Raw genomic sequence first — 19,977 nt, forward strand, 5'->3', positions numbered from 1 at the left:
ACGCGACACCCCCGCGGTCGCCGTCACGAGGCCCGCTCCCGCCTCACCGGCGCAGCCCCGTCGTGCCGTTGCTGACATCGGCGATGATGCGGCGGTAGCCCGCCACCAGGGGGTGGTGCGGGTAGGCGGTGCTGAAGAGACGCTCGCCGGCCAGGGAGGCCATCTCCGGCGCGTACGGCAGCACGGCGGAGACCTTGGTGTCGTAGACCTTCTCCACCTCGGCGTGCAGACGGTCGTGGACCAGTCCGTCGGGGGCCATGTTCACCGCCACCGTCAGGCCCACCCCGCCGAGGCGCTCGGCGAGGGCGACCGTCTCGCGGGCGCCGGCCAGGTCCAGCCGGTCGGCCCGGGTCACCACGACCAGGGCGTCGGAGCTGGCCATGGAGGTCACCGTCTCGTTGTTGAACCCGGCGTGCGTGTCCAGCAGCAGCACGTCGAGCGCGAGGGAGTCGATGAGCCGGTCGAATCCCTCGCGCAGCAGGCCGACGTCGTAGCCGCGGCCCATGATCTCGGCGGCGGCGCTGGACCGGCTGCGGGCCGGGACGAGGAAGAACCCGTCGTGGCCCCAGTCGCCGTCCGCCGGGTACGCCGCGTCCTCGATCTCGCAGCGGCCGATCAGGTAGTCGGTCAGGGAGCGCCGGCGCACCTGCTCCACGGACCCGTCGAAGATCACGTCCAGGGCCGGCGTGTGGATGTCCGTGTCCACCAGCGCCACCCGGTGGCCGGAGGCGGCCAGCAGCAGTGCCAGATTGGCGGCCGTGCTCGACTTGCCGGTGCCCCCTCGATAGGAGTGCACCGTGATGATCTGCGACATCGTCCCACCTGTTCAGCTCGAGGCCCGGAAGCTCGGATCGGATCCGCCGGGGCGGCGGCTGGTCATTCGCTGCGCGCCCCGGGCGGACGCCAGTGGACGGCCATCATGGTGATGTCGTCGGACTGCTCGGCCGACCCCACGAAGTCGCTGAGGGCCCCGTCCATGTGGTCGAGCAGTTCCTCGCCGCGCACGCCGGCCTCGGAGAGCTGCCGGATCATCTCGTCCTCGCCGAAGAACAGCCCCGAGGCCGACCGGGCCTCGGTGACGCCGTCGGTGTAGATGAACAGCGTGTCCCCGGGGCTGAAGCGGGCGTAGCCGAGGGAGAAGTCGACGTCCGGGATGACGCCGACCGCCGGTCCCGTCGGCTGGAGCAGCACCGGTTCCGCGCCGCTCGCGCTGAGCAGCACGGGCGGGTTGTGGCCGCCGTTGATGTAGACGAGGTTGCCGGTGGCCGGGTCGAGCACGCCGAAGAACATGGTGGCGAAGTAGCCCTGCCGGATGTGGTTGCGGGTGAGGTAGTTGTTCGTGCCCACCACCGCGTTCAGCAGCGGGGTCGCCCCCACCACCGGGATGGCCCGGCTGTGCTCGGCCCAGCTGGTCTCCTCGCCCATCAGCTCGGCGGCGATCAGGCTCTGCAGCCCGCTCTGCTCGGCGGTGTGCCGCAGCAGCGAGCGGATCAGCGCCATGAACAGCGCCGCGCCCACGCCCTTGTCGCACACGTCCGCCACGATCAGCGCGAGGCGCCGCCGGTTGACGATCTCGAAGACGTCGTAGAAGTCGCCGGCCACCGTCCGCGCGGGACGGAAGCGCACATGGATCTCCCAGTCGTCCGGGCTGGGCAGGGCGTCGGGCAGGAAACCCATCTGGATCTCCCGGCCGATCTCCAGCTCCCGTTCGTAGCTGAGGAGTTCCGCGTGCGCGGCGACATCCTCCATGGTCCGGCTGAACTGCGCCTTCTCATGACAGTCCCGCAGCCGTGCCCGCACCAGATGGGTGTGGAACGGCGGTATGAGGTAGTCGGCGCCGGCGCCCACGTGGGTGTCCAGCAGATGCAGATGATCCTGCTCGGCGAACGCCACGACCGCCGGCTGAAGCCCTTCGTCGTCCAGTCTGCGGGCCACCGCCCGCACGGTGTGCGGGGTCAGCTCCGCGTGTGCGAGGACCACCGTCACCTCGGGCAACCGCCCCGGCGAGGCGGAGAGCACCTCGCCGGGGCTGTGCACATGCACCTCCGCGCCCACGCGCTTCAGGGCGTCGTGCAGGTCCCGAGGCACGCTGCGATGCTCGTCCAGAACCAGCACTTTCGTCTGCACCATCTCCGCCTCGTCTACTCCGCTGTCGGCCCGTTGACTGCGCCCGGGGGCCGGGGCGGACGGGTGTCGCCGCCCCGGTTCCCGAGCAGCATCACCAGCGTGCTCACGTTGTGTCCGGCCACCAGTTCGTAGCGGTACTCGTCCACCGCCGTGACCGCCAGATAGACGCCCAGGCCGCCGATCCGGCGCTCGGACAGCGGCGCGTCCAGCTCGGGCGCGCGCATGCCCTGATGCGGATCGAAGGCCGGGGCGTCGTCCTGGAAGCGGATCCAGAGCCGGTCGGTCTCGACCGCCGCGTCCACGGCGATCTCACCCGGCCGTCCCCGGTAACCGTGCAGGACGATGTTGGTCGCCAGTTCGTCCGCGGCCAGCCGCAGCCGGTAGAGCGCGCTGTCGTGCAGCCCGGCACGGCGGCCGACGTCGAGGACGAACGCGGCGACCCGGTCGAGTTCCTCCAGATCGGCACGCACCTTGATGCGTGCCGCGCTCACCGCGGGCTCCGCGGTGGCGCGGCGGACACCGCCGAGCGGGGGTCCGCCGCGAACCACCTGGGCGGGGACCCCGGCGGCGGACGGCGCCCCGTGGTCGATCGCCATCGGACTGCCCGCCCCCTCACACGTCGACGAGATCGATGCTGTGGTCGAACCCGGCCAGGCGGATGGTCCGGGCGACGGGCTCCGGCGCCCCGACGACCGCGATGCGCACGTCGTCGCCCATCTTCTGGCGCGCGAAGACCAGCGAGCGCAGGCCGGCGCTGGACAGGTAGGACAGCTTCTCGGCGCGGATGACCAGCTCGATCGCGCCCGTGGAGGCGGCCTCGTCGACGGTGTCGTGGAACTGGCCCGCGGTCGATGCGTCGAGCTCACCGCTCAGCTCGATGGTGGCGACGCGCTCGTTGACCCTGAGCTTGACTTCGAAAGACACGGTGGTCTCCTTCTGACGGGGCGTTCGGGGGAGTTCGGTCAGCGGCCGACGAGAACCACCACGGAGTGCGGGCCCAGGTGGTACCGGCCCGGGTCGTCCAGTGCGGGTTCCTCGCCCGGCGGATGGGCGGCGGCCGCGGAGGTGTCGGCGAACAGCCGCCACTCGATGCCCTCGGGCAGCCGCGGCAGCTCCAGGTCGTGGTCCTCCCAGTGGGAGTTGATCCCGACGTAGACGTGGTCGTCGGCCACGGTGCCGCCCTTGGCGTGCCGGCCGCAGCGCATCAGCGCCAGCACCCGGCAGTGGCTGGACCAGTCCGGCGCCCAGGCGCGCACACCGTGCCAGCTGATGTCGGGGTAGCCGCTGCCGACCTGGTCCGTGCCGAGCGGGTGGACCGAGTTGCGCAGCACCGGGTGGGCGTGGCGGAAGGCGATGAGCGACCGGGTGAAGTCCAGCAGCTCGGCGTTGGCCTCGACCAGACCCCAGTCGAACCAGGACAGTTCGTTGTCCTGGCAGTAGGTGTTGTTGTTGCCGAGCTGGGTGCGGCCCACCTCGTCACCGGCCACGAACATGGGCACGCCCTGGCTGGTGAGCAGGATCGCCATCAGGTTCTTCATCTGCTTCATGCGCAGGGCGCGCACGTGCTCGGAGGCGCTGGGACCCTCTTCGCCGCAGTTCCAGCTGTTGTTGTCGTTGGCGCCGTCGCCGTTGCCCTCGCCGTTGGCGTCGTTGTGCTTGTCGTTGTACGACACGAGGTCGTTCAGCGTGAAGCCGTCGTGCGCGGTGATGAAGTTGACCGACGCCGAGGAGGTGCGGCCCTGGTAGAGGTCGGGGGAGCCGGCCATCCGGGTGGCCAGCTCGCCGACCAGGCCGGGCTCGCCCTTGACGAACTTGCGCACGGTGTCCCGGAACTTGCCGTTCCACTCCGACCAGCGGCCGTAGTTGGGGAACGCGCCCACCTGGTAGAGGCCGGCCGCGTCCCACGCCTCGGCGATCAGCTTGGTGTGCCGGAGGATGGGGTCCGCGGCGAGCTGCTCCAGCAGCGGCGGGTTGGGCAGCGGGGTGCCGTCCGGGGCCCGGTCCAGGATCGAGGCGAGGTCGAAGCGGAAGCCGTCGATGTGGTACTCGGACACCCAGTAGCGCAGGCAGGACAGCACGAAGTCGCGCACCACGGGGTGGTTGCAGTTGACCGTGTTGCCGGTGCCGGAGAAGTTGTAGTAGTCCCCGTTCGGCGTGAGCATGTAGTACGTGGAGTTGTCCAGGCCGCGGAAGGAGATCGTCGGGCCCTGCTCGTTGCCCTCCGCGGTGTGGTTGAACACCACGTCGAGGATGATCTCGATGCCGGCCTTGTGCAGCTCCTTGACGAGCGACTTGAACTCGTCGGCCTGCATGCCGAAGCGTCCCGTGGCCGCGTAGCCGGCCTTGGGCGCGAAGAACGAGACGGTGTTGTAGCCCCAGTAGTTGTACAGGCGCTCACCGGAGACGGGGTCGGTGCGCGGGTTGTCGAGCTCGTCGAACTCGAAGACCGGCAGCAGCTCCACACAGTTCACGCCGAGCTCCCGCAGATACGGGATCTTCTCGCGCAGGCCCGCGTAGGTGCCCGGCGCCGACACCCGGGAGGACGGGTGCCGGGTGAAGCCGCGCACATGGGTCTCGTAGATCACGAGGTCCTCGCTGGGGATGCCCAGCGGGGTGTCGTCGTCCCAGTCGAAGTCGTCGTCCGGGATGCGCGCGCGGTACTGGTACACGTCGGCCCAGTCGGGCTCGGTGCCCCACACGTCCCGGCCGGAGACCAGCCGGGCGTAGGGGTCGCTGAGCACCTTCGACGGGTCGAAGCGGTCGCCCGCGCCGGGGTCGAAGGGGCCGTCGGCGCGGAAGCCGTACTCCAGGTTCTCGGCGTCCAGGTCGAACACCGTCATCGTGTACACGCTGCCGATACGGAACTCGGGCGGGAAGGGCAGCTCCGCGAGGGGCTCCTTGGCGCCACGCTCGAAGAGCACCAGGCTCATCCGGGTGGCGCGGTCGGAGTACACGGAGAAGCTGACGCCGCCCGGCACCGGGTGCGCGCCGTACGGGAACGGACGTCCCGCGCGCACCCGGTAACCGGAGATCCGGCGCGTCGGAAAACCGTCGACGCGCTCTCGTGTGTCCTGGACGGTCATCGGCCCGCGTTCTCCAGTGCGGAACCGAGGTCCTCGGCGATGTCGAAGAAGTCCAGGAAGCCGGTCGCCGACATCACGAACCGCACCTCCTCGGACAGCCCGACCAGAGTGACCAGTGCCTCCAGCTGCTGTGCGCGGCGGTGCACGATGAGCAGGGTGCGCAGGCCGGCGCTGGAGATGTAGCTGACTCCGGTCAGGTCGATCAGGACGCTGGAGCTGTGCCCGATGAAGGGCAGCAGCTGGGCCTGGAGCCCGCCGGACGTGGTGGAGTTGATCTCACCTTCGAGGGCGACGACGCAGGCCGAGCCCTCCATGCGGGATGTGAGCTTCACGGTCATCCGGTCACCTCCGTGGGGGTCAGCCGGACCTTGACCTTGACGCGGCCCGAGGTCTCGGGCAGGCGGACGGTCAGCGCGCCGGCGTCGAAGTCGGTGTGCTCCTCGCCGTCGACCTCCACGCTCTCGATCCGGACGGAGCCGGCCGGCAGCAGGTCGGGGGCGACGCGCAGGGTGCGCTCGGGCAGCTGGGACGGGTCCGGCTTGAACCAGAAGTCCATCGCGTTGCCGTTGATGAGCAGGTTGTTGTAGACCGCGGCGAGGTAGCACAGCTCGGCCGAGTGGTACATCGACATCGAGTGGCTGCCCTTGAGCCGCTCCACCCCGAGCAGGTACGGCAGGCCGTTGGCCAGGGTGTTGAAGTAGACGGCGCCCTCGTCGTGGTCGAGGAAGAAGGAGTTGTAGAAGGACTCGGCGTCGCGGGCCTCGGAGCGGAAGTCCTCACGGCCGGTGACGCCGTGCAGGATGAGGTAGGCGAGGATCGCCTGCTCCTGCTGCCACCACGCCTTGCGGTCGTGCCAGGCGAAGCGAAACCTTTCCTCCCCGTCGGCCAGGACCCGCTCGACGACGTCGTACCAGCCGCCGCGCTGACGGTCGCTGCCGATCGCCGGCATGGTCTCGCCGAGGCTCGTGGCCAGCTGGAGGTAGCCGTCCTTCGGGCGCAGCGAGTTCATGCGGATCAGGTTCCAGGCGATCTTCAGGTTGTGGCCGACGACCGCGCGGTCCTGCTGCCAGCCGTGCTCGGTGTCACGGGACCAGTCCTTGTGGAACCGCTCCTGCACGAACGGGCTGTGCTCCAGGTCCGGGAAGCGCTCGACGATGGTGTCGAAGGTGTACTCCAGCATGTCGGCGTAGGACTTCTCGCCGGTCGCCAGGTACAGGTTGATCAGATACGCCGGGGCGTGGTCGCCGACGGAGTTCCAGTTCTTGCGGGACCGGTTCGGGCCCAGCGACTCGTGCTCGGGGCTGAGCAGGATCGGGTCGATGTGGCTGAAGTACCCGCCGTGCTCGGGGTCCAGGTAGAACCGGTCGAACAGGCGGATCGTGGCGTCCGCGTCGGCCTTGATCCGCGGGTCGCCGGTGATCCGGTAGGTCTGGATCGGGCCGGCCAGCGCGTAGATCTGCTCGTAGGCGGGCAGCGCGTCGTAGTCGTCGGAGAACTCCGAGGTGAACAGCTTCTTCTCGGTGTCGCCGTCGACCTTGAGGCCGTGGTACCAGTACACGACGTTCTCGTCCTGGTCCACGAAGCGCATGTGCTCGCGCAGGTACTCGGTGCCGCGCTCGGCGACCTCCAGGTACTCGTCGTCGCCGGTCAGCAGGAACGCCGACGCCATGCCGTACACCAGCCGGGAGATCGTGTCGGTCTCCTGGATGTGGCTGGCGGTCTTGTCGCCGCTCAGGCGGATCTCCGTGCGGTAGTCCGTGAAGTCGACCGGACCCTCGCCGAACTGGGCCCTGCGGTAGAACGCGGCGATCTCACGGATCTGCCGCACCCACCAGCCGCCCTCCTCGAAGCGGTAGTCGTCGGTGTCACGGCCGACGAACACCAGGCGCTTGGCCTCGAACCGCAGTCCTCCGCCCTGCGGGTAGAAGATGCCGTACGCCTGGAGGAAGCGGCCCGGGGTCAGCAGGTCGTAGATGTGACCCGACGCGTCCTGATAGGGCTCGCCCAGGTTGTGCAGCAGCTCCGCGCTGGGGCCGCCGTCCAGGGAGATGTCGAAGCTCCGTCCGTCCGCCGTGGCGACCGTGACGACGGCCGCGTCGCGGTCGAAGGAGGTCACACGGCCGGCGATGGTGTCGGAAAAGGTGAAGTTCACAGTGCCGGGGTTGCTGGTCATGTCTCACGCACCTCGCAGCACGAGCTCGTCGATGATGGTCCTGGCGAACAGATGGCAGTGGTCACCGGTGCGCCCGGTCACCAGGTCGCCGTCGACGACGACGTCCTGGTCCACGTAGTTGGCGCCCATGTTGCGCACGTCGCCGATCAGGTTGTTGTGGCAGACGACCTTGCGGCCGCGCACCACGTACGGGATCGAGGCGGCCAGCCACATGCCGTGGCAGATGATCCCCTTGACCACTCCGGAGCGGGCGAACGCCCGGCGCAGCAGGTCCGTGGCGGGCGCCAGCTGCTCGATGTCCTCGGTGTAGCGCAGCCGGTCGGCGACCATGCCGGACGGCACGATCAGCGCGCTGTACTCGAGCAGCGCCTTGTCGTCGAGGTCCTCCAGGCTCTTGTCGACGACCAGGGGCGCCCGGTACTCGTGGCCGGAGAAGGTGATCGACCGGTTGCCCCACAGACGGGTGACCAGGTCGACGCGGGCGCCCTCCTCGGCGAACCGGCGCTGGTAGTAGGAGATCTCGGGCTCGTAGAAGTCGCTCTCGGTCAGGAGCGCGATCCGGCGACCGGAGAGCACTCCGTCGCGGGACGGGACGGGTCCGGCCATGGTCAGGCTCCCTCGGTGGTCCGCAGGTCGACCAGGAACGGACGGTCGTCGGCGAGCATCCGCTTCACCGCGTCCGCGACCTGGTCCTTGGTGTCCACCCGCACCCCGTCCACGCCGAAGCCGCGGGCGATCTCGGCGAACCCGAGGTCGGGGCGGGAGAGGTCGAAGGGCGTCGGGTACTGGTGCGCCTGGACGCCGCGCTCGCGCCAGTACTGCTCGATGTTCAGGTCGAGCAGCTTGTAGCTGCGGTTGTTGCAGATCACGAACTTGGCGCCGATCTCGTGGCGGACGGCCGTGTACAGCGCCTGGAAGGTGTACATCGAGCCGCCGTCGCCGGTGAAGCCGATCACCGTCTTGTCCGGGTGGGCCAGCTTGATGCCGAGCGCCCCCGGGATGCCCACGCCCAGCGAGCCGCCGCGGGTGGAGAACCAGTGGCCGGGCAGCCGTCCGGGCAGATGGGCGTTGAGCGGGCCGGCCGCGGTCAGCGCCTCGTCGAAGACCATCGTGTCCTCGGGCGCCGCGGCGGACAGCTCGCGCAGGAAGGTGTTCAGCAGCGAGCCGTCGTCGGCCGGCAGCAGCGGCTGCTGGGCGCGGCGCTCGGTGAGATGCGCGGCGGCGCGCGAGCGGTCGGCGGCGGAGAGCTTCGTCTCCAGCTGCTCGGCGAGCGCCGCCAGGGTGGCCTTGGGGTCGGCGACCAGACCGAGGCTCACCGGGTGGTTCTTGGCGATCTCGTAGCCGTCGAGATCGATGTGGACGATCCGCGCGTCCTCGCGGAACGGCGTCGCCAGGTTCGGGAACACCTCCGGGAAGACGTACGTGCCGACGATCAGCACCGCGTCCGCGTCCTTCACATGGGACGTCGAGACCTCGCCGAACATATGGCCCAGCTGTCCGCGGTAGAGCGGGTGGCGGGCGTCCAGGTTGACCTCGGAGTAGTCCACGCCCCAGACGTCCGCGCCCAACTGCTCCGCCACACGGGTCAGTTCGGCCTGCCCGCCGGACACCGAGACCCCGTCGCCCACCAGGACGAGCGGCTTCTCGGCGCCGGCGAGCAGCGACGCGGCCTGCTCCACGAGCGAGGGCACGGGCAGTGCCTCCGTGCGCAGGACCGTGCTCGGCACCACCGGTTCGGTGTTGACCGCGTCGAGGACGTCCATCGGGAGAGCGACGAAGACAGGGCCGCGCGGCGCGGTCATCGCCATCTTCATGGCCCGGCGCAGCGTCCTGAGCACCGAGTTGGGATCGGTGACCCGCGTGGCGTACTTGGTCACCGGACGGGCCATGGCGACCAGGTCGGCCGCCATCTGCGCGTCCATCGACTCGTACTTCACACCGGACTCGCCCGCGATCACCACGAGCGGGGTGTGGCCGCGCTTGGACTGGTACAGCATGCCGATCGCGTTGCCGAGACCGACACCGCTGTGCAGCTGGAGCAGGGCGGGGCGGCCCGTGGCGCGGGCGTAGCCGTCCGCGATGCCGGCGGCGACCGTCTCCTGGAGCGTCAGGATGTACTGGAGATCGTCATAGTTCTCCAGCGCGTCCAGAAAACCCTGCTCGACCGTTCCTGGATTGCCGAACATGAACGGGATTCCGTCGGCGATGAATTGCTCGATGATCGCCGCATTGCCCTGCCTGGCCATGTCTTCCTTCTCTCGCTGAGTTACGGAATTACCAGCCGAAGCGGGTCAGCCCGTCTTCGAGAACCTCGACGATCTTCTCGCCGGTGAGATACGAGTCCGGCGTGGAACGGCCCGTGATGAACGGGAAGTCCACGATGACCGAGGTCTCCTTGCCGAAGTTGCCGTGGTACCGGCCCTCGGGCCCGGTGGCGTCGCGCAGGATGTACTCCAGCGGGTACGGCGGCGGGCCCATCTGGAAGTCGGTGCCGAGGAACCCGGTGCCGTCCTTGTAGTCGTACTCCTTGCAGTGGCCCGTGACGTGCTTGCCCCAGATGATCGACTTGCGGTCCTCCCAGTCGCGGGCGAAGGCCAGGCAGGTGACGCCGTAGCACTCGGCCGCGACGGGCTTGCCGGCCCGCAGGAAGGCGAGGATCAGCTGGTGGACGCGCTCGTTGTTGGCGAGGTCCACGATCGGGCCCGAGCCGCCGACGAGGAGGATCGCGTCGTAGTCCTCGATCTCCTGGGCGACGACGTCGACCGCGCGGTGGTACGCCTCCAGCTTGCGCAGGTAGTCGTCGTCGGAGGTGTAGGGGCGCTCGGGCACCCAGCTGGAGATGTCGATCGGGTCGTCGAGACGGTCCGAGTCGTCGATCTCCTTGGTGATCTTGGCGACCTTCTCCGAGGTCACCGAGCGGCCCAGCGGCGGGTCGATGAACTCGGGGTCCATGGACGGGGGCAGCGCGTGCGCGCGCTTGCCGGTCGGGGTCGCGAACACGACCTCGTAACCGCGCTGGTCGAAGTGGGACAGGGGCCCGATGAGCTCCTCGCCCCAGTAGCCGTACTCCGACAGGATCACGAGGATCTTCTTGGCATTCCTCCTGGCCACGCCAGCTCCTTGGATTCGTGGTGGGGTGGATCGGGGGACCGTCGGCGGGCCGTCAGCGGGCCTCGGGGCCGATGATCCAGTTCTCCTTGACGGCGAGCGAGAAGACGTACTTCGGGTCGACGATCTCGTCCCGGGCCGCCTTGACCTGCTCGGTGAAGTAGGGGGAGGCGAGGGCCTGCTGGAGCGCCTCGACGTCGTCGAACCACAGCTGCTCCACCGAGTCGAAGGACGACTCGCCGAAGGTGTACGCCCCGTCGACGGTGTGGGCGTGCAGGTAGCGGCGCAGGCCCGGGGTCTCCTTGACCACGTCGGCGTAGGCGCCGAGGCTCCGCTTGCGGTACTCCTCCAGCTCCAGGCCGGGGCGGCGCTTCTGGAGCAGCGTGAGCTTCACCCAGTCCTGGCCCTTGGCCAGCTCGGGGCCGGGGACGATCTCGTGGGCGTTGGTGTCGACCACGATCGTCATCCAGAACGCGGCCCAGTTGGGCTCGTCCAGGCGGGCGCCGTTGAGGAACTCGTCGGTCTGGAGGGACTCCAGCTGCTCCTCGGGCCGCAGCCAGATCTCCGCGATGCCCTGGTGGGGCAGGGCCGGCGTACCGAGGTTGCCCTCGATGTCGACGACGGTGTCGACCATGTACTTCCGGATCTGCGGAATTTTCGCGGCGTACTGCACCGCGTGCACATTCACCCAGTAATCCTGGAATTCCTGCGCGGTCATACCCGGCTTGGGCGCCGCCAGAATGAACTGGTGGATCATTGAATTTCTCCTGTTCCACACCGGTCCGGACTCGGAAAAGCGTGTCAATGCGCCACGCCCCGGGCAACGAACTCCGGATGACTTCCTGACCTGAACAGCCCTCAGGCGGTCTCGGGCCGGCCCTGGGCGAGACGCCGTACGGCGGCGAGCGGGATGGCCAGCCATTCGGGCCTGTTGCGCGCCTCGTAGACGGCCTCGTAGACCGCCTTGTCCGCTTCGAAGGCACGCAGCAGTACGGGGTTGGAGCGCGGGTCGGCACCGCCTCCCTCGGCGTAACCGGCGCTGAAGGCACGCCGGTTGTGCACCGCCCAGGCGGAGGCGCGACGCGCCAGCTTGCTGCCCTTGAGGCCCTGCTGCGCCTGGGCGCCGGGCGGGGCGCCCAGGACCTCGGTGAGGGCGTGGTGGGCGGCGTAGTCGAAGGAGCGCAGCATCGCCGCCACGTCCCGCACGGCCGGTTGCAGCCGTCGGCGTTCGGCCAGTGGATGGCCCGGCTCGCCCTCGAAGTCGATCAGTACCCAGCCGTCCCGCGCGCGCAGCACCTGGCCGAGGTGGAGATCACCGTGGACGCGCTGCACGAGGAGGGGCCGGCCGCGGGCCGCGATGCCGTGCAGATCACGGTGCAGGTCCCTCAACTGCTGTGCGAAAGGCGTCAGTTCGGGCACCTCGATGACGGCCTCGTCGAGCCTGCGGACCAGCTCGGCGGACAGGTCGCCGATCTCGTCGGGGGCCAGGTGCCTGCTGTCGAGCTGCTGCGCGAGGGCGGTGTGCACCTGGGCGGTGGACCGGCCGAGGGCGTGCGCCTCGTCGGCGAACCCGCCGAAGGGGGTGACGGAGACGCACTCCCCGGTGATGCACCGGGCGGCCTCACGGGTGGCCAGTGCCCAGCCGTCGCCCTCGGAGGGCACGAACTGCTGGAGGATCGCCAGCGTGGTGCGGCCCGCCGCGAACGCGTCGGAGGTCTGCATCCAGGCGAGCGGGTGCGCGCTGGGCACGTCCCCGGCGCGGCGCAGCGCGGTGAGCATCTCCAGTTCGGGGTGCGGGCCCGGCTGGAGCCGGCGCAGCACCTTCAGCATCAGCCGGTCGCCGAAGGCGATGGACGTGTTGGACTGCTCGGCGGTCATGACGCGCGGGGCGAGCCCCGCCGGGACCTCCACGTCGGGCAGCCGGTGGCACTCGACCGTGCCGTCGGCGTCCTCGGCGGCCAGGTGCGCGAGCAGGCCGGACATCAGGGCGGGGTCGCCGGTGGCCTCGTAGAAGAGGAGCCCGGAGCCGGAGCCGCGGCCGATGACCGCGTCCGCGGCCGGTCCGGGGCCGTCGGCCCGCACCCCGACCAGCAGCTGGTACCACTCCTCGTGCCCGGGCTGCCCGGCCCGCACGATCAGCTGGAGCAGGGCGGGGTCGCCCGCCTGGATCAGGTCGGCCAGCACCGGCTCCACGACCGGCGCCCGCTCGCCCTTGCCGGCGAACCAGCGCCGCCCGGACAGCCAGTCCGGCAGCAGCTCCCGCAGCTCGGCGGCGATCCGCTGCGCGTCGGTGGTCATGAGGGGGGTGTTCATACGGCACCTGCCCGTGTGGGGGGAGCAACGGCAACGAGGGGTCGCGCGTGCGGCCCGGTGGCGAGGTCCGCGGGACCGGGCCCGCAGGCGGGACCGGGGACGGCCGGTCCGTCGGCGGACCCGGACCCGGGCGTGGTCGCCGGCTGCCCGGCGGCCGGGGCGAGGCACCCCTGGCCGTCGAGCAGATGCCAGCCGCCGCGCCGGCCCAGCAGCGGGGCGCACAGGGCGGCCGCGAGGCGTGCCGAGTCGTCGGCGCCGGCCCGGCGCACCCGGCCCGGTGCCTGCGGCGGCGCCGTCATACCGCACCCACCCGGGTCGGGCGCGCTCCGACGGGGAGCGGACCGGACACAGAGGCGTCCGCGGGCGAGGCGAGGGCCGCGGCCGCGTGGGCGACGGTCACCATCGTCATGTGGTGGTGCCAGCCGCGGAAGGAGCGGCCCTCGAAGTCGCGGGCGCCGAGACCGTCGGTGACATCGGACAGATCGCGCTCCACCCGCCGGGCGAGCATCGCCGTGCGGTAGATCGTGCCGAGCTGGGTGCGCGAGAGGTTGGACAGCCAGTACTCCGCCGGCGCCCGCCGGGTGCGCGAGGTCCAGGCGCCGAGCAGGACGAGTTCCTGCCGCTCGTTGAGCTGGGCCGGAGCCGCACGGCGGCGCCGTAACCGCACCCGTGTCGTGCCGACCGACGTCGCCCGGACGGTGTCCGTGACATGGTCGTACCACTCGACGGGCATGCAGTTGCGGCTGAGCGCGGCGGTCAGCGCGTCGGCTGCCTGTGCGCGGTCGGCGAGCGCCGGCTGCTGGAGCGGATCCAGCAGGGCGAACCGCGAGGCCGGGTCGATCCGCACCACGAAGGGGATCTGGCGGGCGTTCAGCTCGGCGCACGCGGCGTACGGGTCTCCGTCGCGCAGGTCCATCACCACCGGCCGGCCGGGCAGGTTCCAGTCGGAGGCCATGCGGTCGACCGCGCCGATCCCGCACTGCTCGGGCGGGCAGGAGTCGACGTGCGCGGGGATCGAGGCACGGCGGCGGCGCTCGGGATGCTCGGTCCAGCACTCCGGCAGCGCGAGCCGCCAGTCGACCGGGCAGCTGCCCTGCTCCGAGACCAGCCACACACCGGCGGCCTGCTGGCAGTTGACGATGCGCCCGATGTGCGGCACCCACTGGCGCTCCACGCCCACCGAGTGCTCACCGATCTTGGTGATGACCAGCGGGTGCACCACCCAGGCCCGCGGGGTCAGCCGCTCGGCCAGCAGCTGCGCCACCGCGCGGCGCACGGGCCCGCACTGCCACGTGGACTTGGTGATGAATTGATAGAGGCTCTGTTCGACGCTGTTCCCCGCGCCGTTCGCGAGTGCGCGCATGGTCTTTTTTCCGTCGACCGTGAGCAGACCCCGTACATAAAGCTCTGCCCACCGCCGTTGATCGCTGCGCGGAATCGACTCCAGTGCCCGGGAGAGGATGCCCGAGAGAATGTCCTCGGACATTCCCTCCGGCACGTTCTGCCGATGTTCTACGGACATGGTGGGGCCCTCTCTGCAAGTGGTGCTGTCTGCTCGCCCGCCGCAGTGGAACAAGGGCATCCGCCCGGTTTTCCGGTACAAGCCGTCAGGCCCGGGGGAGCGGTCGCTCCACCGGGTGCACGGAATTCCTGTCCGGGGCTGTCGGGTTTCGGGCACGCGACCGGGCGTCCCCCTGGACGGGGGACGCGGGCCGGGCCCGGTGAGGGCGGCGGCGACAGACCCGGGGCCGGGCGGCGGCGCGGCAGCGCTGCGTGGCCGTCCCGTCCGGCCCCGGGTCCTTCGGGAGGCCCGCCGGGAGGGGGGTTTCCCGGCGGGCGGTGTCCTGGGGTGTCTCTCAGCCGACCCGGCCCGACCAGGCCAGCAGCCGGTCAGGGGTCAGCCTGCGGTAGAGCGGGGACCAGTCGTGCGGGGCCTCGCCGGGCTCGTTGTAGAGCTCGAACGTCTTGCCCACGGCTTCCGGCACCCGCAGGGCCTGCACACATGCCTCCGCGACCGCGCCCCGTGACACCCAGCCGTCGCCCCGGTCGTCCTGTTCCAGTCGGACACCGGCACCGGCGAAGGCGTCGTCGGTGAGCCAGCTGGGGCGTATCACCGTGTACGGCAGACCGCTGGCGCGCACGGCGTCCTCGCCGCGCAGCCGCCAGTCGAGCAGCCGGCCGTAGGAGTTCATCGGGTGTTCGCGACGGGTCACGAAGATCTGGCTGACCAGCACGACATGCGGTCGTTCGCCCTGTGCGGTGGCCGCGGCCAGCACATTGCGCACACCGTCGTGCATCGTGGTCTCGGGACTGTCGGGGCCGGAGTCCGCGGTACCGGGTTCGACGGTGAACACCACTCCGGCGCATCCCCGTAGCGCCGGAGTGAGGCTGTCGGCGTACCGGACGTCCGCCCGGTGGAGTTCCACACCGAGTGGCAGCCGCCCGCTCTGTGGCCTGCGGCTCACCACGCGGACGCGATGGCCCTGTTCGGTCAGCCGCCGGGTGACGCGCGTGCCGAGCCGGCCCGCCCCGCCCACGACGGCGATGGGGTTCTGCATGGGTCCCCTCCCTGGTCGGACGCCTACACCCAGCGCAGGATGTCCTCGGCGCTCCTGAGTTCGGTCCTTGCGGGCAGCCCCGTCAGTGCGGGCACCCTCAGCCGCGGGTAGACGGTCACCCCGCAGAGCCGCGATCCCGGCCAGAGCACGGCGCCGTCGCCGATGGCCGAGTACCTCTCCAGCCGGATGGGCCGGGCGCGCTCGGAGCACACCTCGGCCATCGGGCCGATGTAGCTGTCGGATATGTCGGCGTAGCGGCCGACCATCGCGGACTCGCCCACGGTGGAGCGGATCAGCGTGCTGCCCTCGCGGACCTCGGCCCCGTCGCCGATGTCCACGTGCTCCAGGCGCACACCCCGTCCGATCTCCACGTCCTGGCCGATCCGGACGCCGGGGCCGATCACCACGGAGCCCTCCTCGATCTTCTGGGCGAGCGTGGTGCCGGTGGAGTCGTCCTTGGTGCGCAGGCTGCTCTCGTGGATCCACAGCTTCCCGGAACCGTCCCCGGGACGGCCGGTCAGACGGTTCATCTGCTCGTACGCGCCGTCGAGCACGAGCCGTACGGTGTCCAGATAGTCGGGCACGTTGCCCATGTCGCCGAGCCGGCCGATGGTGTGCGTGGCCACGGGGTGCCCCTGCTCGACCAGATGCGGGAGCAGGTCACCGCCCACGTCCAGGCGCTGGTGCGAGCGCCGGAACAGCTCCGGCTCGCGGGCCAGCAGCCGCAGGCGCGCACAGTCCACGAGATACATGCCGGCGTTGGTCGGCAGCGTGGCCCCGGGGTCGTCGGCGATCCTCGGGAACAACTGCCGCAGTTCCGTCTCTCCGGGCTTCTCGACGAAGCCTCTCACCAGGCCCGTCTCGTCGGTGCGCATCACTCCGTACTTGCGGGCGATGTCGGCCGCGGTACGGGCGACGGAGGCGACCGTCACCACGGCGCCCTGCTCCTCGTGCGTACGGGCCATCCCCGCGAGATCGAAGTCGAAGAGCGAGTCGACCGGCAGGACCAGTGCCCTCCCCTGCAGGTCCCACTGCTCCAGGTTGTGGAGCGTCGCGCCGGCGGAGCCGACGTTGTAACGGTCGAAACGGGAGCGCGAGTACGTGATCCGGACGCCGTGACGCTCGCCGTGTCCGAGCAGCAGCTTGATCTGGTTGCGGTTCTCCAGGCCGTGGGTCACCACGTAGAAGCGGCGGATCCCCTGCTCGCGGCACGATTCCAGCACCCACTCGACCAGCCGCCGGCCGACGAGCGGGATGAGCGCCTTGCTCCTGATGTAGTCGGCGGACTCCAGGGTGATGGGCTTCGCCCGTTCACCTCGGCCGCCGGCCAGAAGGATGCCGACGATTTCGGAATCGGTACTCATCACGTCCCCCATCGTGGAAAGCGCTGTGGTTTCCGATCCGGATTTACGGCCAGCCGCTGTCGTCGTCACCGCTGTGGGCCGCCGCGACGGCCTCGATGCCGCCGAAAGGAGCCACTGCCGGAGCGGAATCCGAGGCGGCCGCGGATATCTGGGCCTGAGGCAGAACGAAGAGTGCGGGAAGAACTGTCGTGGCCAGAACCAGGGCGGTTCGCTGCAATTTCATTTTTCCCCTCCCATTGGCTGAAAGCGGTCCCGCTCTCGCCTCCGAAATCATTGCGCACGGAACAGCGCCGCCGGGGGGTTGGGTAGCATCGGCATTGTGCAGTGTAGAAACCGGAAGGGGGGATAGATGTGTAGGAATCCGGACATAAGCCCGCAGCCCAACGTTGTGAGGGTGTGCGACGAGGGGCTCGTGTACTACCGACGCGCCCTCACCGAGGGTCCCTTACGAGGGGAAGTGCCCGACTGTCTCGTCGAGCTGGGTCTGCTGCGTCCGTTGGCCGAAGACCCGTCACTTCTGGGAGCGGTTCCCCCGGACATCGCCGGCAGCGAGCTGCGCAGACCGATCGAACGAGCCGTTCTCGTCCAGCAGCACACCATCGCCGCCATCCGCGACGCGCTCACCGGCGTCGAGGACCTCTACCGCGAGGAATACCGCGAATCAGGGCCGTCGGTACGGCTGCTGCGCGGGACCGACGTCATCGAGGCCGCACTGCAACAGGCCCGCGACACGTGCAAGGAGGAACTTCTCACAGCCAAACCGGGCGGTCCGAGGGATCCCGACGTCCTCGCCCGGGCCCTTCCGTCCGACCTGGCCCTGCTGGGCCGCGGGGTCCGGCAGCGCACGCTCTACCAGCACACCGTGCGCACCCACGGACCGACCCTCGCCTACATCGAGAACGTCGCCGTCGGGGGCGCCGAGGTCCGCACGCTGAACGAACTGTTCGACCGCCTGATCATCTTCGACCGCAACGTCGCCTTCATCCCCGACCCCCTGCTCGACGTCCGCACGACCGCCCTCGCCATCGAGCATCCCGCGGTCATCCACTACCTGGTGGGTGTCTTCAACCACGCCTGGGAACGTGCCGAACCGGTCAGCATCACCCAGGAGCAGATCCGCCCTCCGCTGATGACCGACGAGACCCGCCGTGCCGTCCTTCGCCTCATGATCGAGGGGTACACCGACTCCGCCATCTCCAAACGGCTCGGCATCAGCACCCGCACCGTCTCCGCCCACATCAAGAAGGCGTCCGAGGCGCTCAACAGCCGCAGCCGGGCCCAACTCGCCTTTCTCCTGGCCAAGTCCGCCCTGATAGACGACATCGCGCTGTGAACGGTTCCCGCGATGTCACCCTCGGCGCTCGTCGGGTGCCGGCAGTCGCACCTGCCTGCCGCGCACCGTGTGACGGGCACGCCGCAGCCGCAGCGCCAGCTGCACCTCCAGCGCCTGCACCGGCTCCTGCCAGCGCGGGCCCAGCAGATCCGTGATGCGCTCCAGCCGGCGCGAGACGGTGTTCGGGTGCACGTGCAGGCTCTCCGCGGCCCGCCGCGGCGAGCCGCCCGAGGCGAAGTACGCCTCCAGCGTCCGCGCCAGCTCGGTGTCCTGGCGCTCGTCGTAGTCCAGCACCGGCCCTATGGCACCCGTGATGAACGCCGACGTGTCCGGGTTCTCGGCCAGCACCAGCCCGAGAAAGCCGAGATCCTGCGGCGAGGCGCTGCCGCCGGTTCCGCCCAGCGCGGTCAGGGCGTCCAGGCACCGCCTGGCCTCGGCGTACGCGCGGGGCACCGCCTCCGGCCCGGTGACGGGGCCGGCCGAACCGACCGTCACCGGATGGCCGATGGCCGTCCGCAGGGCCGCACCGGCCTCCCGGCCGGCCGCCGACGGATCGGCGCCCGGCAGCGCCAGCACCAGACATCCGCCGTCGGAGGTCCGCAGACCGGCGTGCCGGTGCGTGTACGACGACGCCCACACCAGGGCCCGGCCCGGCGCACCGCCCTCCGGCCGCAGGACGAGCACCACATGGGGCTGGTCCAGGTCGACGCCCAGCCGGCGGGACCTGCGCTGGAACTGGTCGTGCGTGAGCGGCGGTTCACCGAGCAGCTCGGCCAGCAGCTCGTCGCGCCCGCTGCCCTCCGCCGCCGCGGCCGTGGACCGCAGCCGCAGCAGCACCGCGAGGGCCTGCGCGACGGCCTCCAGCAGCCGCGGCGGCCGTAATCCCAGGTTCGTGCCCGGAGCGAGGACCACAGTGCCGACCACCTCCTCGCCCGCCACGGCCGGGCACACCCACAGCCCCCCGCTCGCGCGGACCGGGCTGTGGGCCGTCTGCGCCTCCAGCGCCCGTCTGCCCAGCTCGGCGGCGTCGGCGGGCGGGAATCCGTCCGTGACCGCGAGGGTGCGCCCGCCCGGGTCGCGCACCAGCAGCGCCCCGCCCAGCTCGGCCGCCGCGCTCACCGCCAGCTCCGCGACGTCGCAGCCCCGCAGCACCATGTCGATGAGCCGGGCGCGCACATCCTCCAGCCCGGCCCGCTCCTCGCCGGCGGGGGCGTGCCCCTGGTCGGTCAGGCCCAGCAGCCGCGACTTCTCTATCGCGAGCGCGGCGAGATCCCCCAGCGCGGACATCAGGGTGATCTCGTCCGGGGTGAAGTGGCGCACGGCGCGGTCGGCGAGGTACAGGGTGCCCAGCACGGTGCTGTCCTGCTTCAGGGGCACCGCCAGCAGCGCGTGCAGCCCGTCCTCGCGGACCGTGTCGTCGAGGGCGGACGCGTGCGCGAACCGCTTGTCGGCGAGGTAGTCCGGCGTCCAGAACGGCGCCGAGCGGGCGGCGGCCGTCGACCCCGCACCGGCGGCCGGAGGCAGCGAGAAACCCACGGTCAGCGCGGTGCTGCGGCCGTCGGTGGTCACCACGAAGGACCGGCCGTCGGCCGGGGAGGACAGATTGACCCAGGCGAGGTCGCAGTTCAGCAGCAGCCGTGCCCGCCGGGCCACCACCTTGAGGAACTCGTCCACCACATAGGGAACGGTCAGTTCGCGGGTGGTCTCCATCAGCGCGGCCAGTCCCGCCTCGCGCTGGCGCCGCCGGGCGAACAGCCCCTGGACGTCACGCGCCAGCCCCTCGGCCAGTTCCCCGGCCGCTCCGTGCTGCGCCGGGGCGGGACCGGAGCGGTCCGCCGGAGGTGCCTCCGTGGCCAGGAGTTCCAGAAGTCCCAGCAGTCCGTCGCGTAAGAGACGGTCCTCGTCCGGCACCGTATGT

19 protein-coding genes are annotated in these 19,977 nt (G+C 70.6%); 1 reads left to right on the forward strand and 18 read right to left on the reverse strand.

The features are described from left to right. Positions 1 to 43 precede the first annotated feature (43 nt). The 17 genes from ACIQGV_RS20255 to ACIQGV_RS20335 all read right to left on the reverse strand — a co-directional run bounded on the left by ACIQGV_RS20255 (position 44) and on the right by ACIQGV_RS20335 (position 16,949). A complete protein-coding gene (locus ACIQGV_RS20255; RefSeq protein ID WP_402496434.1) occupies positions 44 to 814 on the reverse strand; it encodes a P-loop NTPase in 771 nt (256 codons plus the stop codon). Positions 815 to 876: 62 nt separating this feature from the next. Then, positions 877 to 2,130, reverse strand: a complete 1,254-nt coding sequence (locus ACIQGV_RS20260) for a PP2C family protein-serine/threonine phosphatase (RefSeq protein WP_402496435.1) — start codon at positions 2,128 to 2,130, stop codon at positions 877 to 879. Between the two features lie 11 nt (positions 2,131 to 2,141). Beyond that, complete coding sequence (locus ACIQGV_RS20265) at positions 2,142 to 2,723, reverse strand: ATP-binding protein (RefSeq protein ID WP_402496436.1); 582 nt, start codon at positions 2,721 to 2,723, stop codon at positions 2,142 to 2,144. A gap of 16 nt (positions 2,724 to 2,739) precedes the next feature. After that, positions 2,740 to 3,051: an anti-sigma factor antagonist gene (locus ACIQGV_RS20270; RefSeq protein WP_402496437.1), complete on the reverse strand. Its 312-nt coding sequence runs from the start codon at positions 3,049 to 3,051 to the stop codon at positions 2,740 to 2,742. 38 nt (positions 3,052 to 3,089) lie between these two features. Continuing rightward, positions 3,090 to 5,210, reverse strand: coding sequence for a glycogen debranching protein GlgX (gene glgX, locus ACIQGV_RS20275; RefSeq protein WP_402496438.1), 2,121 nt, complete (start codon positions 5,208 to 5,210; stop codon positions 3,090 to 3,092). Then, complete coding sequence (locus ACIQGV_RS20280; RefSeq protein WP_402496439.1) at positions 5,207 to 5,548, reverse strand: STAS domain-containing protein; 342 nt, start codon at positions 5,546 to 5,548, stop codon at positions 5,207 to 5,209. Before ACIQGV_RS20280 ends, glgX begins: the two co-directional genes overlap by 4 nt. Then, entirely contained in the window at positions 5,545 to 7,383 is a 1,839-nt protein-coding gene (locus ACIQGV_RS20285) for an AGE family epimerase/isomerase (protein WP_402496440.1), read from the reverse strand. The genes ACIQGV_RS20280 and ACIQGV_RS20285 overlap by 4 nt, the downstream gene beginning before the upstream one ends. Positions 7,384 to 7,386: 3 nt before the next feature. Continuing rightward, positions 7,387 to 7,989 (reverse strand): DJ-1/PfpI family protein, encoded by a 603-nt coding sequence (locus ACIQGV_RS20290; protein ID WP_402496441.1) that lies wholly within the window; start codon positions 7,987 to 7,989, stop codon positions 7,387 to 7,389. Between the two features lie 2 nt (positions 7,990 to 7,991). Beyond that, on the reverse strand, positions 7,992 to 9,629 hold the full coding sequence (locus ACIQGV_RS20295) for a thiamine pyrophosphate-binding protein (RefSeq protein ID WP_402496442.1): 1,638 nt from the start codon (positions 9,627 to 9,629) through the stop codon (positions 7,992 to 7,994). Between the two features lie 28 nt (positions 9,630 to 9,657). After that, positions 9,658 to 10,494, reverse strand: a complete 837-nt coding sequence (locus ACIQGV_RS20300; RefSeq protein ID WP_402496443.1) for a type 1 glutamine amidotransferase domain-containing protein — start codon at positions 10,492 to 10,494, stop codon at positions 9,658 to 9,660. A 52-nt stretch (positions 10,495 to 10,546) separates the two neighbouring features. Continuing rightward, complete coding sequence (locus tag ACIQGV_RS20305) at positions 10,547 to 11,248, reverse strand: EthD domain-containing protein (RefSeq protein WP_402496444.1); 702 nt, start codon at positions 11,246 to 11,248, stop codon at positions 10,547 to 10,549. 101 nt (positions 11,249 to 11,349) lie between these two features. Then, on the reverse strand, positions 11,350 to 12,804 hold the full coding sequence (locus ACIQGV_RS20310; protein WP_402496445.1) for a hypothetical protein: 1,455 nt from the start codon (positions 12,802 to 12,804) through the stop codon (positions 11,350 to 11,352). Then, on the reverse strand, positions 12,801 to 13,103 hold the full coding sequence (locus tag ACIQGV_RS20315) for a hypothetical protein (RefSeq protein ID WP_402496446.1): 303 nt from the start codon (positions 13,101 to 13,103) through the stop codon (positions 12,801 to 12,803). Before ACIQGV_RS20315 ends, ACIQGV_RS20310 begins: the two co-directional genes overlap by 4 nt. After that, positions 13,100 to 14,386, reverse strand: a complete 1,287-nt coding sequence (locus ACIQGV_RS20320) for an IS701 family transposase (protein ID WP_402496447.1) — start codon at positions 14,384 to 14,386, stop codon at positions 13,100 to 13,102. Before ACIQGV_RS20320 ends, ACIQGV_RS20315 begins: the two co-directional genes overlap by 4 nt. Positions 14,387 to 14,660: 274 nt before the next feature. Then, positions 14,661 to 15,362 (reverse strand): SDR family oxidoreductase, encoded by a 702-nt coding sequence (locus ACIQGV_RS20325; protein ID WP_402496448.1) that lies wholly within the window; start codon positions 15,360 to 15,362, stop codon positions 14,661 to 14,663. Between the two features lie 23 nt (positions 15,363 to 15,385). Further along, entirely contained in the window at positions 15,386 to 16,726 is a 1,341-nt protein-coding gene (locus tag ACIQGV_RS20330) for a sugar phosphate nucleotidyltransferase (RefSeq protein WP_402496449.1), read from the reverse strand. A gap of 43 nt (positions 16,727 to 16,769) precedes the next feature. Next, entirely contained in the window at positions 16,770 to 16,949 is a 180-nt protein-coding gene (locus ACIQGV_RS20335; RefSeq protein WP_402496450.1) for a hypothetical protein, read from the reverse strand. A gap of 171 nt (positions 16,950 to 17,120) precedes the next feature. Here ACIQGV_RS20335 and ACIQGV_RS20340 point away from each other — a divergent pair, with 171 nt between their 5' ends. Continuing rightward, a complete protein-coding gene (locus ACIQGV_RS20340; protein ID WP_402496451.1) occupies positions 17,121 to 18,059 on the forward strand; it encodes a LuxR C-terminal-related transcriptional regulator in 939 nt (312 codons plus the stop codon). A 15-nt stretch (positions 18,060 to 18,074) separates the two neighbouring features. Here the strand turns inward: ACIQGV_RS20340 and ACIQGV_RS20345 are convergent, their stop codons facing one another. After that, complete coding sequence (locus ACIQGV_RS20345) at positions 18,075 to 19,970, reverse strand: helix-turn-helix domain-containing protein (protein WP_402496452.1); 1,896 nt, start codon at positions 19,968 to 19,970, stop codon at positions 18,075 to 18,077. Positions 19,971 to 19,977: the final 7 nt, after the last annotated feature.

It is taken from the genome of Streptomyces sp. NPDC093094 (genome assembly GCF_044754345.1).
Classification (GTDB): Bacteria; Actinomycetota; Actinomycetes; order Streptomycetales; family Streptomycetaceae; genus Streptomyces.

Coding starts and splice junctions, on each gene's coding strand:
- ACIQGV_RS20255 (WP_402496434.1), bottom strand. CDS start 814: ATGTCGCAGATCATCACGGTGCACTCCTATCGAGGGGGCACCGGCAAG.
- ACIQGV_RS20260 (WP_402496435.1), bottom strand. CDS start 2,130: ATGGTGCAGACGAAAGTGCTGGTTCTGGACGAGCATCGCAGCGTGCCT.
- ACIQGV_RS20265 (WP_402496436.1), bottom strand. CDS start 2,723: ATGGCGATCGACCACGGGGCGCCGTCCGCCGCCGGGGTCCCCGCCCAG.
- glgX (WP_402496438.1), bottom strand. CDS start 5,210: ATGACCGTCCAGGACACACGAGAGCGCGTCGACGGTTTTCCGACGCGC.
- ACIQGV_RS20280 (WP_402496439.1), bottom strand. CDS start 5,548: ATGACCGTGAAGCTCACATCCCGCATGGAGGGCTCGGCCTGCGTCGTC.
- ACIQGV_RS20285 (WP_402496440.1), bottom strand. CDS start 7,383: ATGACCAGCAACCCCGGCACTGTGAACTTCACCTTTTCCGACACCATC.
- ACIQGV_RS20290 (WP_402496441.1), bottom strand. CDS start 7,989: ATGGCCGGACCCGTCCCGTCCCGCGACGGAGTGCTCTCCGGTCGCCGG.
- ACIQGV_RS20295 (WP_402496442.1), bottom strand. CDS start 9,629: ATGGCCAGGCAGGGCAATGCGGCGATCATCGAGCAATTCATCGCCGAC.
- ACIQGV_RS20305 (WP_402496444.1), bottom strand. CDS start 11,248: ATGATCCACCAGTTCATTCTGGCGGCGCCCAAGCCGGGTATGACCGCG.
- ACIQGV_RS20310 (WP_402496445.1), bottom strand. CDS start 12,804: ATGAACACCCCCCTCATGACCACCGACGCGCAGCGGATCGCCGCCGAG.
- ACIQGV_RS20315 (WP_402496446.1), bottom strand. CDS start 13,103: ATGACGGCGCCGCCGCAGGCACCGGGCCGGGTGCGCCGGGCCGGCGCC.
- ACIQGV_RS20320 (WP_402496447.1), bottom strand. CDS start 14,386: ATGCCCTTGTTCCACTGCGGCGGGCGAGCAGACAGCACCACTTGCAGA.
- ACIQGV_RS20325 (WP_402496448.1), bottom strand. CDS start 15,362: ATGCAGAACCCCATCGCCGTCGTGGGCGGGGCGGGCCGGCTCGGCACG.
- ACIQGV_RS20330 (WP_402496449.1), bottom strand. CDS start 16,726: ATGAGTACCGATTCCGAAATCGTCGGCATCCTTCTGGCCGGCGGCCGA.
- ACIQGV_RS20335 (WP_402496450.1), bottom strand. CDS start 16,949: ATGAAATTGCAGCGAACCGCCCTGGTTCTGGCCACGACAGTTCTTCCC.